This is a genomic window from Castellaniella sp. WN (genome assembly GCF_054457555.1).
In genome coordinates this window covers 1,877,173-1,893,410 of record NZ_JBTKZC010000001.1, presented here as the reverse complement: position 1 = coordinate 1,893,410, position 16,238 = coordinate 1,877,173, and the positions used below count along the sequence as shown (strand labels likewise).

Genomic DNA, 16,238 nt, shown 5'->3' with positions numbered 1-16,238 from the left:
ATGCGGAAGGAAAAAACACGCCCTCCGTTTTCGGGAGGGCGTGCCGGGGCCATTGGGCCATGGTGGGTGTTTGTGCCGGCGCCGTGATCCGGCGCGCGGTTTACCGCTCGGCGCGGGGGATATCCCAGGGATTGTCCGCCCGCAATGCGGGGGGCAGCAGGCCGTCGGGCAGATCCTGGTAGCACACGGGACGCAGGAAGCGCGTGATCGCCAGCGTGCCCACCGAGGTCGTGCGCGGGTCGGACGTGGCGGGGAAAGGCCCGCCGTGAACCATCGCGTCGCATACTTCGACGCCGGTCGGAAAGCCGTTGGCCAGGATTCGGCCGGCCTTCAGTTCCAGGGTCGGCAGCAGTCCGGCCGCCAGAGCATCGTCGGTGCCGGCCCGCAGGTGCAGGGTGGCCGTCAGCTGGCCTTCCAGCGAATGGGCGATGGCCGCCATGTCCTCGGGCGACGCGCAGCGCACGACCAGGGCGCTGGCGCCGAACACCTCGGCGCCCAGCCCGACCGGGTCCGCCAGGAATGCCTTGGCCGTGGTTGTCGCCAGGCCGGCCTGGCAGGGCGCGGGGCCGTCGCCCGCCGCGCCGCGCGCCAGGGGTTCGACGCCCGCGTGGCCGTGCAGGCGCTCGACGCCTTCCCGGTAGGACCGGGCGATGCCGGCCGTCAGCATGGTGGCGGCCGGCGCGGCGCCCACGCCTTCCGCGGCCAGGCGGATGAAGCGGTCCAGGTCCGGACCGTCCAGGCCGATGACCAGGCCCGGGTTGGTGCAGAGCTGGCCCGCGCTGCCCGTCAGCGAGGCGACGAAGCCCCGGGCGATGTCTTCGGCGCGCGCGGCCAGGGCGCCGGGCAGGAGGAACACCGGATTGGTGCTGCTCATTTCGGCGTAGACGGGGATGGGTACGGCGCGCGCGGCGGCGGCCCGCATCAGGGCCAGGCCGCCCTGGCGGGAGCCGGTGAAGCCCACCGCCTGGATCGCGGGGTGCCCGACCAGCGCCAGGCTCAGGCCGTGGTCCGAGCCGGCCAGCAGGGAAAAGACGCCCTCGTGCAGGCCGCATCGCTGGACAGCCCGGCGGATGGCGCGGCCTACCAGTTCCGAGGTGCCGGGGTGCGCGGGATGCGCCTTGACGACGACCGGGGCGCCGGCGGCCAGCGCCGACGCGGTATCGCCGCCCGCCACCGAAAAGGCCAGGGGGAAATTGCTGGCGCCGAACACGGCCACCGGCCCCACGGGGATGTGGCGCAGGCGGATGTCGCCGCGCGGCAGCGGCGCGCGTTCGGGCAGGGCATGGTCGATGCGGGCGCCGACCCAGTCGCCGTCGCGCACGACGCGGGCGAACAGGCGCAGTTGGTTGACGGTGCGTCCGCGCTCGCCTTCCAGGCGCGGGCGCGGCAGGCCGGTCTCGCGCATGGCCCGCTCGATCAGCGTATCGCCCAGGTCCAGGATCGATTGAGCGATGGTTTCCAGGAACGCGGCGCGCGCTTCCAGGCCGGTCTCGCGGTAAGAGGCGAAGGCGGCCTCGGCCAGTCGCGCCGCCCGGTCCACCTGGCTCGCGTCGGCGCCGCGCCAGGCGGGGGCCAGCGCTTCGCCCGTGGCGGGGTCGCAGGCGTGGAATTCGGCGCCGGTGCCGGGGATGTCCTGGCCGCCGATCAGTTGGGTGCCGGTGAGTTGCATGATGGGGTCCTTCGTGTCAGTCGTCTGTCGGAGCCGCGCCGTCCGGGCGGCGGGCCGGGGTCGTGCGGACATCGAGCCGCAGGCCGATGTCCAGGGATGCGCCGGGCGCCAGGACGCGCAGTCCGGTGCCGGTCTGGCCGTCCGCGCTCAGGTTGACGGCATCGCAGACGTGGGTGGCGGGCTCGACGCACAGGTAGCGTCCGGCGTTGGCGTGCAGCACCAGGTGTTCCAGCGGGCCCTCGGCATGCAGGTCCAGGCCCGGTCCCGCATCCCAGTTTACCTGGGCGTGGCCGTCCCAGCCGCCCAGGAATGCGGTCCAGGTCCGTGTGCCGCGTCGCCAGTCCGTGCGGCGGTTGGGCCGGGGGAAGCGCGCCAGCTCGTCTTCGTGGGTCCACTCGGTCGCGGCAGTCAGCCGGACGCCGGACGCGGTGAAGTAGGGGTGCAGTCCCAGGCCGGCGGGCATGGGGGCGTCCGACTGGTTGCGCAACGACAGGCGGATGCGCAGGCCGGCGGTTTCCAGCCGGATCGTCTGGCGCAGCCGCCAGGTCCAGGGCCAGCCGCCGACGCCGGCCGGGTGGTCCAGGGCCAGTTCCGCGCGATCGGCGCGGGCGTCCAGGATCGTCCAGGGCATTGCCTGGGCCTGGCCGTGCAGGGCATGGAGGTGGCCGGGCAGGGCTTCCAGCGCCAGCGTGCCGGATCCCCAGCGCAGCCGGGCGTCGCGCACGCGGTTGGAGAACGGTGCCAGCGGGAAGATGCCGCCCTTGGGCCAGGCGTGGGCGGGCCAGCCGTCGATCCCGACCGGCTCCAGCCAGTCGCGCGGCCCCTCGGGCAGGTCCGTGGACCAGCGCAGGATGCGCCCGCCGGCCGCCGGCGCGATCACGGCCCGGTGGGGGCCGTGGCACAGGGCCAGGCAAGCCGGACCGGCCGCGTCCATCCAGGCGGCGTACAGGGAAGAAGGTCCGGCCGGCAAGTTCATGCCTCGCGGGGCGCTTCCTTGACGCGGCTGACCAGCTGCGTCGGGCTGACGAAGCGCAGGGCGATCAGGACCCACAGCAGGGTGATGGCCATGTAGATCATCGCCATTGCGTCGATCGCCTGCGGCGCGCGCACGCCGGTGGAGAACACCGCATAGTACAGCGCCACCACCAGCGTCTGGGAATCCGGTCCCGCCGTAAAGAAGGTCAGCTCGAACATGCCGATGGTGCGCACCAGCACCAGCAGGCCCGCCGCCAGCATGCCCGGGACCAGCAGGGGCAGCAGCACGTGGCGGAAATACTGGAAGGTGTTGGCGCCGAAGATGCGCGCGGCGGATTCCAGGCCCGGGTCGATCTGTTCGATGAAGGGCGTCATCACCAGGATCACGAAGGGCAGGGCGGGCACCAGGTTGGACAGGATGACGCCCGTCAGCGTTGCGGTAGCCCTGGAAGGTGCGGCCGGCCAGGGGTTCCAGGTCGGGCGCGGGCGCGGTGCAGATGGGCAGGTCGTCCAGGGACGACGCCGTAGCGCACGATGGCCTCGCCTTCGGGGATGTCGCACAGGGCGACCTTGTGGCCTTGTGGAATGGCTTCGAGCAGGGTCGGGCCGTCGGCGATGCGGGCGCCCGCGGGCAAGCCCCGGTCGTTGGCGACGATGGCGACATTGTCGCCCGCGCGCATGCGGATCATGCGGGGAATCTGGACGGTCGGTCTGGGGGAATGCACGGGGGAGCCTCCTTTTGATCATCTCATCATACAACTGGAGATTTTCACTGACAATCCTGGTGGCGCGAGGACATCCAGAACATTGACCAGCGCAGGCTGATGTCAGATCTCAGTTGATCGACAGGATCAATAATATGTCGTCGTATGAGTTATCTCTTCAGGAATGCAGTATCATGAATCGTCCGAATCCACCGACTTCGCCCCATGGTCTCCGTCCCCGCCCGCCGTTCGCGCAATCTCACTCAGAATGTCGTGGCCGCGCTGTCCGAGCGCATCCGCCACGGAGAGTTCCACGTCGGCGAGAAACTGCCGACCGAGTCCGCGCTGATGGAATCCTTCGGGGTCAGCCGGACCGTCATCCGCGAAGCGATCTCGCGCCTGCAGGCCGCCGGCCTGGTCGAGACCCGGCACGGCATCGGGACCTTCCTGCTCGAACCCCGCAACGAGCAACAGTTGCGCATCCGCACGGAAAACATCCTGACCATGCTGGACGTCCTGGCGATCCTGGAGTTGCGGATCAGCCTGGAAACCGAGGCGGCGGGACTGGCCGCGATGCGGCGCACGGACGCCCAGGCCCAGCAGCTGCGAGGCATCCTGGATGAATTCGCCGAGCACGTGCGCAAGAAGACCGGCAACGCGGTGGTCTCCGACGTCGCCTTCCACCTGACGGTGGCGACGGCGACCGGCAACCGCTATTTCCACGATATCCTCAAGCAGTTGGGCAAGGCCATCATTCCCCGGACGCGCATCGATTCGGCGGCCCTGGCGGAAGACGATCGCGCCAGCTACCTCGGCCGCGTCCACGTCGAGCACGAGGACATCTACAACGCCATCGTCCGCAAGGATCCGGACGCCGCTCGCGCCGCGATGCGCACGCACCTCACCAACAGCCGGGAACGCCTGCGCCGCGCCCAGGAAGCCGCCGAGCAGGGTGCCTGACTCCTTCCATAGGTATGTCATCGTATAAGAATGACCTATCGGGCCACTCTCTTCATTCTTGGTGAAATAGGGACGAAATCCAGCCCTTGATAAGGGTATACGCTAGTCAGGCCGAATTCTGCTTGTTGCTTGTCATCTGATGTCATATGATAACGTATGACATGAACGGATGAGGAGGGCGTGGCACACGTCTTCCCGGATCAGAGGACACCACGCATATGACGACTTGCCAGGAATTGAAGGACATCCTGAGGGACGGACTCCTGTCGTTCCCCGTCACGGATTTCGACGCCCGGGGAAATTTCGACCCCAAGGGCTACCAGGCCAGGCTGGAATGGCTGATGCCCTACGGTGCGCGCGCCCTGTTCGCCGCCGGCGGCACGGGCGAGTATTTCTCCCTGACACTGGACGAGTTCTCACGAGTGGTGGACACGGCCGTGCGCACTTGCCGGGGGCACACGCCGATCCTGGCGGGGGCGGGCGGCCCGACCCGCACGGCGATCGCCTTCGCCCAGGAAGCCCAGCGCCAGGGCGCGGCCGGCATCCTGCTGATGCCGCACTATCTGACCGACGCGCCCCAGGAGGGCATCGCCCGCCACGTGCGCGAGGTCTGCGATTCAGTGGACATCGGCGTGCTGATCTACCATCGCGGCCAGTGCCGTCTGTCGGCCCCGCTGCTGGAGCAGCTGGCCGGGCAATGCCCGAACCTGATCGGCTTCAAGGACGGCGTGGGCAACGTCGAGCACATGGTGCGGGTGCGCCGTCGCCTGGGCGACCGCTTCGCTTACCTGGGCGGTCTGCCCACGGCGGAAGTCTTCGCCCAGGCGTATCGGGCGATGGGCGTGCCGGTGTATTCTTCGGCGGTGTTCAACTTCGTTCCCGAAATGGCCATGAAGTTCTACCAGGCCGTGAAGAGCGGAGACGACGCCACGGTCGGCCGGCTGCTGGACACCTTTTTCCTGCCCATGCTGGAAATCCGCAACCGCAAGCCTGGCTATGCCGTCAGCATCGTCAAGGCCGGCACGCGCATCATCGGCCGTCCTTCCGGCCCGGTGCGTCCGCCCCTGGTGGACCTGGATCCCCAGGAAGAAGCCGCGCTGCGTGAACTGATCGAGGCGCTCTGATTCGCCGGCGCCCATGCCCGCCGCATCCGCCCCAAGCGCCGAACTGGTCCTACACCCGCGCAACCTGACCGGGGAAAGCCCGGTCTGGCATCCGGGCGAGCAGGCCCTGTACTGGGTGGACATCCACGCCGGGACGCTGCATCGCTGGCGCGCCGGGGACGGGCAGCACACCAGTTGGCGCGCCGCGCAGCGGCTGGCGTGCATCGCCCGACTGGCCGACGGGGGCTGGCTGGGTGCCATGGAGGACGGTGTCTACCGCCTGTCGCCCCAGGACGACCAGCGGCTGAGGATGGCGCTGCGGGTCGGCGTCGCCCACGAACGCCCCGGCATGCGCTTCAACGACGGGCGCTGCGACCGGCAGGGCCGGTTCTGGGTCGGATCGATGCTGGACGATGGCGGGCCGGCCGAGCCAGTCGGCGTCCTGTACCGCCTGTCGGTTCGGGACGGTGCGCCGCGCCTGGATCGCTTCGAGGAGGGCATGCTGACGCCCAACGGGCTGGCCTTCAGCCCCGACGGACGCACCATGTACCTGTCCGACTCGCATCCCGACCGGCAGCGCGTCTGGGCCTTCGACTACGATACCGACGAAGGGGCGCCCGGCGGGCGCCGCGTGTTCATCGAAAAACTGCCGGGGGGACGCCCCGACGGCGCCGCCATCGACGCCGAAGGCTGCTACTGGATCTGCGGCAACGACGCCGGCCTGGTCCATCGCTACACGCCGGACGGCCGGCTGGACCGCAGCCTGAGCGTGCCGGTGGCCAAGCCGTCCATGTGCGCGTTCGGCGGCCGGGATCTGGACACTTTGTTCGTGACTTCGATCCGCCCGGCCGGCGCCGGTCCGCTGGCCCTGGACGGGGCGCTGTTCGCCTTGCGCCCGGGGGTGCGCGGGATCGAGGAGCCGGTGTTCGCAAACTGATTCCCACGTCGCGCCTTGCAAGGCGCTCCGATTCGGCAGGCACGGAATAGTCCGCAAGGGACTATTCCGTGTCCTGCCTCATCCTGAATTCCTCAATCCTGCGGCGATGCCGTTGATGGTCATGTGGATCGCGCGCTGGTCGCGCGATTCCTGCTCGTCGGCGCGGCGCGCGGCGGGGTGGCCGGAGCGCATGCGGCGCAGCAGTTCGACCTGCAGGTGGTTCAGCGGGTCGATGTAGGCGAAGCGCTCGGCCAGAGCGCCGCGCAGGGGCTCGTCGTGCGCCAGCAGATCGTGGCCGGTGACGGTGCGGAAGGCGTCCAGCGTGGCCTGGTATTCGGCGGCGATGCGCTCGAAGATCCGCTTGCGCAGGGGCTTGTCCGGCACCAGTTCGGCGTAGGCCTGGCCGATGGCGAGGTCGGTCTTGGCCAGCACCTGTTCCATGTTGGACAGCAGGGTACGGAAGAACGGCCAGTCCCGCGCCATGGCCCGCAGGCGTTCCAGGCGCTCCTCGCGCGACAGGGCCTGGTCGGGCCCGCCTTCGGACAGGTAATGCTGGAGCGCCGTGCCCATGCCGTACCAGCCGGGCAAAGGCAGGCGGCACTGGGCCCAGGAGAACGACCAGGGAATGGCGCGCAGATCCTCGATGCGCTGCAGAGTCTTGCGCGAGGACGGGCGCGAGCCGATGTTCAGGCCGGCGATCTCGCGGATCGGCGTCGAGGCGAAGAAATAATCCGTGAAGCCTTCCGTGCCGTAGACCAGGTCGCGGTAGGCGTGCCGGGCGGTTTCCGACATCCAGACCATGGCCGCGCCGTAGCGGGCGGCGTGGTCGTCCTCGGCCCGGCTGGCCGGGGAGCCGGATGACAGGCTGGCTTCCAGGGTGGCGGCGACGAACAGTTCCAGGTGCGAGCGGCCGACTTCGGCGTCCTTGTAGCGGCCCTGGATGATCTCGCCCTGCTCGGTGAGGCGGATCTGGTTGTTCACGGTGCCCGGAGGCTGCGACAGGATGGAATCGTAGCTGGGGCCGCCGCCCCGGCCCACGGAGCCGCCGCGGCCGTGGAACAGGCGCAGCCGGGTGCGGTGCCTGCGGAAGACTTCGACCAGGCGCCGTTCGGTCTGGTAGAGCGACCAGTTCGAGGTCAGGTAGCCGCCGTCCTTGTTGCTGTCGGAGTAGCCCAGCATGACTTCCTGGATACCGTGCTGGGCGTGGCGCACGCGCGCGGCGACCTCGGGCAGCGACAGCCAGGCGTCCATGATGTCCGGGCCGCGCTCCAGGTCGGGGATGGTCTCGAACAGCGGCACCACCATCAGCCCGCTGTCGGGTGCGGCGTCGTTCGTCGAGGCCGGGGCGATCAGGCCGGTTTCCTGCTGCAGCACCAGGACTTCCAGCAGATCGCTGAGGGTTTCGGTATGGGACACGATGGTCTGGCGCAGGGCGGCCTCGCCGAAGCGGCGGCGGCAGTCGGCGGCCATGCGCAGAATCGCCAGTTCCTTGGTCGTCTCGGCCGAATATTCGATCCAGGGCGATGCCAGCGGGCGCGGTTCGCGCAGTTCCTGGCGCAGCACGCGGACACGGTCGGCCTCGGTCAGTCGGGCGTAGCGCACGGGCTTGCCGTCCAGGGTCGCGTGGGCCTGGCGCATCAGTTCGTCGAGCACGCGCTCATGGACGTCGGAGCTCTGCCGCAGGTCCACCGTGGCCAGGTGCAGGCCGAAGATTCCGACCGCCTGGCGCAGGTGCGTCAGGCGCAGCCGCGCGACCAGGGCCCCGTGGTGCGTGTCCAGCGATTCGGCCACGATGCGCAGGTCCTCGGCCAGTTCGGTGGCCGTGCCGTAGGCCGGGGCGTCGTAGATGTTGCGCCGGGCCAGTCGCCGGCCGGTCAGGGCCAGCGCGGTGGCGGCGAGCCGGGCATAGATATGGATGCAGGCGCGCCGGTAGGGCTCGTCCTGGCGGTGGGGAGAGGGATCCTGGCTGGCGGCGGCCAGTTCCGCCAGGGCGGGGGTGACGCGCATCAGGGATTGCGAAACCGACAGTTCGGCGCCCAGGGCGTGGACCTCGGTCAGGTAGTGGCGCAGGACGTGCGCGCACTGGCGCAGCAGCGCCTGCTCCAGCGTGCCGGCGTCCACGTTCGGGTTGCCGTCGCGGTCGCCGCCGATCCAGCTGCCCATGTGGACGAAGGGCGGCAGCGGCGTGTTGTCCACGTCGAACACAGTGCGCGCCGGCTTGCGCAGCAGCGCCCCCATGTCCAGGTGGAGCTGGGGCAGGGTGCTGAAGAAGGTGCTGGTGTAGTAGGACAGGGCATTGTCGATCTCGTCGAGCACGGTGAGCTTGCTCTGGCGCAGCATGCGGGTCTGCCACAGGGCGGCGATCAGCCCGGTCAGGCGTTCCCGCAGCCGGGCGGCTTCCAGCGGCGCGTGCGGCGTGTCCAGCTGGCGCAGGTGCCGGGCGATGGCCTGATGCAGGTCCAGCGTGCTCTTGCGCTGGACTTCGGTGGGGTGCGCCGTCAGCACGGGCACGATGCAGGCGGAGGCCAGGTGCTGGCGGATGCGGGCGCCGGACAGGCCGGTGCCCTGCAGCAGTTCGACGGCGTGCTGCAGGCTGCCCGGGACGGCGGGGCCTTCGGCCTGCCATTGCAGGCGCTGGCGGCGGGTCTGGTCGCGGTCCTCGGCGATGTTGGACAGGTGCAGGAAATAGCTGAAGGCGCGCGCCACGGAATTGGCCTCGCCGGCGGCCAGGCGGCGGATCTGGCGCTCCAGCATGCGGCCGTCGCGGTCCAGGCCCTCGCGGCGGAATTTCACGGCGGCGCGGCGCAGTTTTTCGATCACGTCGTAGACGGCGCGGCCCTCGCAGTCCCGGATGACTTCCCCCAGGGTCCGGCCCAGCAGCCGGATGTCTTGCCGCAGGGGGGAAATGGCTTCTTTCGGGGTCTGGGGCTTCACGGGGTCTCCATCGTCGGAATCGGGGCTGCGCGTCCTGTCCGCTCCGGATCGCCGGGCGGGAGGAACCAGGATGCTCTGAATCAGTCGAGCGGAAAGCGGGCGCTGTGGATTCGGCTTGGCTGCAGGGCGCGAACCGCAGCGATAGCCGGAGCTGTCGCGAGGATGAGCAACGCCGCAGACGGCCCGAAGCCGCGGATGCATGCGACGCGAGGACTGGTTCAGAGGATCCTTTATCATAAGCGTTTTTGCCCCTTCCGCTTCCAGGACAGTCGCCATGCCGCATTATCGTTCCCGCACCTCGACCCACGGCCGCAACATGGCCGGCGCCCGCGCCCTCTGGCGCGCCACCGGCATGAAGGACGGGGACTTCAGCAAGCCCATCATCGCCGTGGTGAATTCCTTCACCCAGTTCGTGCCGGGCCACGTGCACCTGAAGGACATGGGTCAGCTGGTCGCGCGCCAGATCGAGGCGGCCGGCGGCGTGGCCAAGGAATTCAACACCATCGCGGTCGACGACGGCATTGCCATGGGGCACGGCGGGATGCTGTATTCGCTGCCCTCGCGCGAACTGATCGCCGATTCGGTCGAATACATGGTCAACGCGCACTGCGCCGACGCCATGGTCTGCATCTCCAACTGCGACAAGATCACCCCGGGCATGCTGATGGCCGCCATGCGCCTGAACATCCCCACCGTGTTCGTGTCCGGCGGGCCGATGGAGGCCGGCAAGGTCATCGCCAAGGACGGCAAGACCGTGGTGCGCAAGCTCGATCTGGTCGACGCCATGATCGAGGCCGCCGATCCCGACATCACCGACGAGCAGGCCGAGACCGTCGAGCGCAGCGCCTGCCCGACCTGCGGATCCTGTTCGGGCATGTTCACGGCCAATTCCATGAACTGCCTGACCGAGGCTCTGGGCCTGGCGCTGCCGGGCAACGGCACGGTGGTGGCCACGCACGCCCGGCGCAAGGGCCTGTTCGAACTGGCGGGCAGCCTGATCGTGCAGTTGTGCAAGCGCTGGTACGAGCAGGACGACGCCTCCGTCCTGCCGCGCAGCATCGCGACGTCCGAGGCCTTCGGCAACGCCATGACGCTGGACGTGGCGATGGGCGGGTCCACCAACACCGTGCTGCACCTGCTGGCGGCCGCACAGGAGGCCGGCGTGGCCTTCACCATGGCCGACATCGACCGGATTTCCCGCCGCGTGCCCTGCCTGTGCAAGGTCGCGCCGGCCACGCCCGACTATCACGTCGAGGACGTCCACCGCGCGGGCGGCATCCTGGGCATCCTGGCGGAACTGGCCCGCGCCGATCTGCTGGATCTGTCCGCGGGCAATGTGCATGCGGGCACGCTGGGCGAGGCCATCCGCCGCTGGGACGTGAGGGGCGAACACGGCGCCGGCGTGGCGGACTTCTACCGCGCGGCGCCCGGCGGCGTGCCCAGCCAGACCGCCTTCAGCCAGGACCGCTATTACGAGACCCTGGACCTGGACCGCGAGGCCGGCTGCATCCGCGACCGCGCGCACGCCTATTCGCAGGACGGCGGCCTGGCCGTGCTGTACGGCAATCTGGCGCCCAAGGGCTGCATCGTCAAGACGGCCGGGGTGGACGAGAGCATCCTGACCTTCACCGGCCGCGCGCGCGTCTACGAAAGCCAGGAAACCTCGGTCGAGGGCATCCTGGGCGGCGAGGTCGTGGCCGGCGACGTGGTCATCATCCGCTACGAGGGGCCCAAGGGCGGCCCCGGCATGCAGGAAATGCTGTACCCCACGTCCTACCTGAAGTCCATGGGCCTGGGCAAATGCGCGGCCCTGCTGACGGACGGCCGCTTCTCCGGCGGCTCGTCGGGCCTGGTGATCGGCCATGCCTCGCCCGAGGCGGCCGAGGGCGGCAACATCGCCCTGGTCGAGGACGGCGACACCATCGAGATCGACATCCCCAACCGCCGCATCAACCTGGCGATCGACGACGAAACCCTGGCGGCGCGCCGCGCGGCCATGGAGGCGCGCGGTCCGAAGGCCTGGAAACCCGTGGACCGCCAGCGGGAAGTCTCCCAGGCGCTGCTGGCCTATGCGGCGCTGGCGACCTCGGCCGACCGAGGCGCGGTGCGCGATGTGGGTCAGTTGAAGTGATTCGATTCGGGGCGGCAGGACGCCCCGGGTGATCGGACGGCTGCCCGGCTATGTGCTTGCCGCGAATGCGGAAGGCGGCTGTCCGAATTGCTTGCCGAATGCCGTGGTGTAGGCGCTGTGGCTGTCGTAGCCGCTGGCCAGCGCCACTTGCGTGATCGGCATCCCCCGCATCAGCGGGGTCAGCGACGACATCAAGCGCAGTTGCTGCCGCCATTTGCCGAAGGTCACGCCCGGCGCCCGGAGAAAGCGCCGGTGGAAGGTCTTGCCGCCCATCGCCAGTCTGGTCCGCCCATTCGGCGGCGGTGGAGGCGTCGCCGGGATCGTCCAGCAGCGCCTGGCACACGCGGCCGGGCGGACCACGCTGCCCGGCCGCGCTGTGCCGGCGTTTCATGCTGAAGGCGGGCAGGGCTGGCCGTGTGTTCAGGGTAATTCCTGATTCCAAGTCATACGATGACGTATCACAATGCATCCAATCAATCGGTTCGATCGTGCATTGGATGGAGAAGTGTGTGGCTGAAAACAGGTTTGAACGCGTGCTGCTGACGGGCGCGGCCGGCGGCTTGGGGCGCGTGCTGCGCGAAACGCTCAAGCCGATGGCGCGCATCCTGCGCCTGTCCGACGTCCAGCCGCTGGGCGAAGCCGGAGAAGGCGAGGAACTGCATCCCTGCGACCTGGCCGACCGTCAGGCCGTGGACGAACTGGTGCGCGGTTGCGACGCCATCGTTCACATGGGCGGCGTGTCGGTCGAGCGGCCTTTCGAGGAAATCCTCGAAGCCAACATCAAGGGCGTCTTCCACATCTACGAGGCCGCGCGCCGCCACGGCGTGCGCCGCGTGATCTTCGCCAGCTCGAATCATGCGGTGGGTTTCTACCGCCAATCCGAGCGGATCGACGCCGCCATGCCCACGCGCCCCGACGGCTATTACGGCCTGTCCAAGATGTACGGCGAGGGCATGGCCAGCTTCTATCACGACCGCTACGGCATCGAGACGCTGTCCATCCGCATCGGCTCGTCGTTCCCCGAACCCCGGGACCGCCGCATGATGCACATCTGGCTCAGCTACCGGGACCTGACCGAACTGATCCGCCGGGGCCTGTTCACGCCCGGCATCGGCCACACCATCGCCTTCGGCCTGTCCGGCAACAAGGAGACCTGGTGGGACAACCGCCTGGCGGCGCACCTGGGCTACGAGGCCCGGGATACGTCCGAGGTCTTCCGTGAACGGATCGAGCGCCAGCCCATGCCGGCGGCCGACGATCCGACGATGGTCTGGCAGGGCGGGGTCTTCACGGTCCAGGGGCCATTCGACCCGCTGGATGCACCCTCCTGAATGTACGATGTCTTATCTTTAAATCGTGAATCGGGAGGCCAGGCGTGCGCTACACCTTCAATTTCTCCGGCCTGGCGCCGTATTGGGCAATGTTCCTGGACGGCGCGCTGACCACCCTGGAACTGACCCTGGTCTCGACCGTGTTCGGCCTGATCCTGGGCGTCCTGTGCGCCATCGGCCGGCGCGGCAGCGACCGCCGGCTGTCGGGGCTGTGCGGGGCGTACATCGAGACCGTGCGCAACACGCCGTTCCTGGTGCAGATCTTCATCTTTTACTTCGGCCTGTCCAGCCTGGGCTACACCATGCCCGCCGCGGTGGCGGCGGTGATCGCCATGGTCATCAACGTGGGCGCCTATTCCGCCGAGATCATCCGCGCCGGCATGGACGCGGTGCCGCCGGGCCAGATCGAGGCGGCCGAATGCCTGGGCCTGTCGCGCGCCCGTATTTACTGGCACGTCGTCATGTTGCCGGCCTTCGAGAAGGTCTACCCGTCCATCACCAGCCAGTTCGTCCTGATGATGCTGATGTCCTCCGTGACTTCGCAGATCTCGACCGAGGAACTGACCGGCGTGGCCAACAACGTGCAGTCCATCACCTTTCTATCGCTGGAAACTTATATCGTCGTCGCTTGCCTGTACCTGTACCTGTGCCTGGCCGTACTGCTCAAGGCGCTGTTCTGGCTGGGCGGGGCGCTGCTGTTCCGCCGCCGCCGGGCCGTTGCCCGGGCCGCCCGGACGGCCGGCGCGCGTTCCGGGGCCGCGGCGCGCCGTCAGGCCGCCGCGCCGCGCGGGGTCGCCCGGGAGATCCGCCATGGATGAATTCAACTGGGTGCAGTTCGTCTATCTGCTCAAGGGCCTGGGCTGGACTCTGGTGTTGTCGGCCCTGTCCTTCGTCCTGGGCTCGCTCGCCGGGTTCGGGGTGATGCTGGCGCGCGTGTCGCGGCTGGCGGCGGTCCGGGCCGTGGCGGCCCTGTTCATCCAGGCGGTCCAGGGGATCCCGCTGCTGGTGCTGCTGTTCGTCGTGTATTTCGGCGTCGGCATCTTCGGTATCGACGTGCCGCCGCTGTTCGCCGCCGGGATCGCCCTGATGGTGTACGTCAGCGCCTTCCTGGGGGAAATCTGGCGCGGCAGCGTGGAGTCCATCGAGAAGACCCAGTGGGAAGCCGCGGAGTGCCTGGGGTTCTCCCGCTGGCAGTCGCTGATCCTGGTCGTGATCCCCCAGGCGGTGCGACTGTCCCTGCCCGCCACCGTGGGCTTCCTGGTGCAGGTCATCAAGTCCACGTCCCTGGCCTCGGTGGTGGGCTTCGTGGAACTGACCCGTGCCGGGCAGATCATCAACAACTCCCTGTTCCAGCCCTTCCTGGTGTTCGCACTGGTGGGCGGGTTCTATTTCCTGCTGTGCTTCCCCTTGTCCAAGTGGAGCCGAACCATGGAGAAGAAGCTCAATGTCGGCCGTCGTTAGTCTGCGGAACGTCCACAAATCCTTTGGACCGAACCAGGTCCTCAAAGGGGTGTCCTTCGACATCGCCCGGGGCGAGGTGGTCGCCATCATCGGCCAGAGCGGGTCAGGCAAGAGCACGGCGCTGCGCTGCATCGACCACCTCGAGTCGATCGACGAGGGCAGCATCCAGGTGTGCGGCCACCAGCTGGACGGCGGCAAGGTCGATCTGGAGCAGTTGCGCAAGGACGTGGGCATCGTCTTCCAGAGCTATAACCTGTTTCCCCACCTGACGGTGGGGCGCAACATCACCCTGGCCCTGCGCCACGTGCGCAAGCTGCCGCGCAAGACCTGCGAGGAACGCGCCCGCCGGGTGCTGGAAACCGTCGGCCTGCTGGAAAAGTACGACAGCTATCCCGAGCAGCTCTCGGGCGGCCAGCAGCAGCGCGTGGCGATCGCGCGCTCGCTGGCGATGGAGCCCCAGGTGATGCTGTTCGACGAGGTGACCTCGGCCCTGGACCCGCAGCTGACGGGCGAGGTCCTGAAGGTCATCGAGAATCTGGCCGAGGGGGGCATGACGATGGTCCTGGTGACGCACGAGATGGCCTTCGCCCGGCGCGTGGCCGACCGGATCGTATTCATGCACCAGGGCCAGGTCTGGGAAACCGGCGGGCCCGGGATCCTCGTCGATCCGCAGACGCGGGAATTGCAGGATTTCATAGGCAACGGCCTATGAAATCCTGCCCTCGCGCTGCGCGGGCTTCGCCCGCTTGCCGCCCCAGGGGTGCTTTTTGCCTTGGGGCGGACCGGCGGCAAAAAAACCGGGGCCGAGCGGTCCCGGGACGACAACCTGATGGAGACTTCAATGATATTCAAAAAGAGCATGCTGGCCGCCGCCGCCGTCGGATTCGGATTGTGCGCCTTCGGCGCGGTCGCCCAGGCGGGCGATCTGGACCAGATCAAGAAGGACGGCGTGATCCGCGTGGCCATCGCCATGGGCGTGCCCATGTTCAGCTACGCCAACGCGCAGATGCAGCCCGAAGGCTCGGACGTGACCACGGCCGAAATGCTGGCCAAGGACCTGGGCGTGAAGCTGGAACTGGTGCCCATCACCAACGCCGCCCGCGTGCCGACGATCCAGACCGGCAAGGCGGACCTGGCCGTGGCCAATCTGTCGATCACGGAAGAACGCGCCAAGGTCATTGATTTCTCGGTGCCCTACGCGTCGCTGCAGATCATCGTCGCGGCGCCCAAGGACGTGAAGATCGCCGACTACAAGGATTTGAAGGGCGTGAAGATCGGCGTGACCCGCGCCACGGTGAACGACACCGACATCAGCAAGAATGCGCCGGATGCCAATATCCGCCGCTTCGAGGATGATGCGACGCTGGTGACGGCGGCGGCGTCCAGGCAGGTGCAGGCGATCTCGTCGCAGTGGCCCAACGTGGCCGAGGTCAACAAGAAGCTGAAGGCCGACCCCTACGAGACCAAGTTCGTGCAGCACGAATTCATGCTGGGCATCGCCATGCCCAAGCAGACGCCGCAACTGAAAGAATGGGTGGATGGCTGGGTCCGGACGAACCTGAAGAACGGCCGCCTGAACGAAGCCTACAAGAAATACCACGGCAGCGACCTGAGCCCCAAGGTCCTGGCCAACGGGAACTGACGCTCCCGCTTTCGGCGCCGCCCCGCAAGGGCGCGGCGCCCGCCTCGCGCCCGGGACTTCCGGGCGCGGGCGTTTCCGGGATCAGAACTTGTAGGTGACCCCCGCCGTCACGCTGCGGCCGTTGCCGGGCAGGAAGGTGGGCATCGCGGTCGTGCCGGTGTTGCGGATGACGAAGGCGCTGGCGTAGGTCTCGTCGGTCAGGTTGTCGCCCTGCACGTAGGCCTGCCAGTGCTTGTCGATCCGGTAGTCCACCTTGAAGCCGAGCAGGGCGTAGCTGTCCTGTTGAGTGTCCGGCGTGTTGGCGTGGTTGGTCTCCGTGGAGGACGGCATCCAGCGCACGTTCGGGCCGAAGCGCAGGCCGCCGACGCGGTACAGGACCTCGGCGCTGACT

At 68.5% G+C, this 16,238-nt stretch carries 14 protein-coding genes and 2 pseudogenes; 9 read left to right on the top strand and 7 right to left on the bottom strand.

Annotated features, from left to right (window positions below; genetic code table 11):
• Positions 1-100: 100 nt before the first annotated feature.
• The 4 genes and pseudogenes from ACTPOE_RS08790 to garD all read right to left on the bottom strand — a co-directional run.
• Positions 101-1,669, bottom strand: coding sequence for an aldehyde dehydrogenase (NADP(+)) (locus ACTPOE_RS08790; RefSeq protein WP_458871829.1), 1,569 nt, complete (start codon positions 1,667-1,669; stop codon positions 101-103).
• A gap of 16 nt (positions 1,670-1,685) precedes the next feature.
• Positions 1,686-2,645, bottom strand: a complete 960-nt coding sequence (locus ACTPOE_RS08785; RefSeq protein ID WP_458872792.1) for an aldose epimerase family protein — start codon at positions 2,643-2,645, stop codon at positions 1,686-1,688.
• A pseudogene (locus ACTPOE_RS08780) lies at positions 2,642-3,079 on the bottom strand (ABC transporter permease); the annotation flags it as partial. The pseudogene ACTPOE_RS08780 and the gene ACTPOE_RS08785, both read right to left, overlap by 4 nt.
• A pseudogene (gene garD / locus ACTPOE_RS08775) lies at positions 3,069-3,333 on the bottom strand (galactarate dehydratase); the annotation flags it as partial. The pseudogenes garD and ACTPOE_RS08780, both read right to left, overlap by 11 nt.
• A gap of 240 nt (positions 3,334-3,573) precedes the next feature.
• Here garD and ACTPOE_RS08770 point away from each other — a divergent pair.
• The 3 genes from ACTPOE_RS08770 to ACTPOE_RS08760 all read left to right on the top strand — a co-directional run bounded on the left by ACTPOE_RS08770 (position 3,574) and on the right by ACTPOE_RS08760 (position 6,348).
• The gene (locus ACTPOE_RS08770; protein WP_458871828.1) at positions 3,574-4,308 is read left to right on the top strand and encodes a FadR/GntR family transcriptional regulator; all 735 of its coding nucleotides are present in this window, start codon (positions 3,574-3,576) and stop codon (positions 4,306-4,308) included.
• A gap of 218 nt (positions 4,309-4,526) precedes the next feature.
• Entirely contained in the window at positions 4,527-5,432 is a 906-nt protein-coding gene (gene kdgD / locus ACTPOE_RS08765; RefSeq protein WP_458871827.1) for a 5-dehydro-4-deoxyglucarate dehydratase, read from the top strand.
• Positions 5,433-5,445: 13 nt separating this feature from the next.
• A complete protein-coding gene (locus ACTPOE_RS08760; protein ID WP_458871826.1) occupies positions 5,446-6,348 on the top strand; it encodes an SMP-30/gluconolactonase/LRE family protein in 903 nt (300 codons plus the stop codon).
• A gap of 78 nt (positions 6,349-6,426) precedes the next feature.
• Here ACTPOE_RS08760 and ppc read toward each other — a convergent pair whose 3' ends face one another.
• A complete protein-coding gene (ppc, locus tag ACTPOE_RS08755) occupies positions 6,427-9,483 on the bottom strand; it encodes a phosphoenolpyruvate carboxylase (protein WP_458871825.1) in 3,057 nt (1,018 codons plus the stop codon).
• 73 nt (positions 9,484-9,556) lie between these two features.
• Between ppc and ilvD the strand changes: the two genes are divergently transcribed.
• On the top strand, positions 9,557-11,413 hold the full coding sequence (gene ilvD, locus ACTPOE_RS08750; RefSeq protein WP_458871824.1) for a dihydroxy-acid dehydratase: 1,857 nt from the start codon (positions 9,557-9,559) through the stop codon (positions 11,411-11,413).
• Positions 11,414-11,461: 48 nt separating this feature from the next.
• On the opposite strand, the gene ACTPOE_RS08745 is transcribed toward ilvD, so the two are convergent.
• On the bottom strand, positions 11,462-11,686 hold the full coding sequence (locus tag ACTPOE_RS08745) for a helix-turn-helix domain-containing protein (RefSeq protein WP_458871823.1): 225 nt from the start codon (positions 11,684-11,686) through the stop codon (positions 11,462-11,464).
• 224 nt (positions 11,687-11,910) lie between these two features.
• Here ACTPOE_RS08745 and ACTPOE_RS08740 point away from each other — a divergent pair, with 224 nt between their 5' ends.
• The 5 genes from ACTPOE_RS08740 (at position 11,911) to ACTPOE_RS08720 (ending at position 15,847) form a co-directional block, all read left to right on the top strand.
• A complete protein-coding gene (locus ACTPOE_RS08740) occupies positions 11,911-12,744 on the top strand; it encodes an NAD-dependent epimerase/dehydratase family protein (RefSeq protein ID WP_458871822.1) in 834 nt (277 codons plus the stop codon).
• Between the two features lie 44 nt (positions 12,745-12,788).
• Positions 12,789-13,562, top strand: a complete 774-nt coding sequence (locus ACTPOE_RS08735; protein WP_458871821.1) for an amino acid ABC transporter permease — start codon at positions 12,789-12,791, stop codon at positions 13,560-13,562.
• Positions 13,555-14,205 (top strand): amino acid ABC transporter permease, encoded by a 651-nt coding sequence (locus tag ACTPOE_RS08730; protein WP_458871820.1) that lies wholly within the window; start codon positions 13,555-13,557, stop codon positions 14,203-14,205. The genes ACTPOE_RS08735 and ACTPOE_RS08730 overlap by 8 nt, the downstream gene beginning before the upstream one ends.
• Positions 14,189-14,917 (top strand): amino acid ABC transporter ATP-binding protein, encoded by a 729-nt coding sequence (locus ACTPOE_RS08725; protein ID WP_458871819.1) that lies wholly within the window; start codon positions 14,189-14,191, stop codon positions 14,915-14,917. Before ACTPOE_RS08730 ends, ACTPOE_RS08725 begins: the two co-directional genes overlap by 17 nt.
• Before the next feature lie 129 nt (positions 14,918-15,046).
• On the top strand, positions 15,047-15,847 hold the full coding sequence (locus tag ACTPOE_RS08720) for a transporter substrate-binding domain-containing protein (RefSeq protein WP_458871818.1): 801 nt from the start codon (positions 15,047-15,049) through the stop codon (positions 15,845-15,847).
• Between the two features lie 81 nt (positions 15,848-15,928).
• On the opposite strand, the gene ACTPOE_RS08715 is transcribed toward ACTPOE_RS08720, so the two are convergent.
• Complete coding sequence (locus tag ACTPOE_RS08715; RefSeq protein ID WP_458871817.1) at positions 15,929-16,177, bottom strand: hypothetical protein; 249 nt, start codon at positions 16,175-16,177, stop codon at positions 15,929-15,931.
• Between the last annotated feature and the right edge of the window lie 61 nt (positions 16,178-16,238).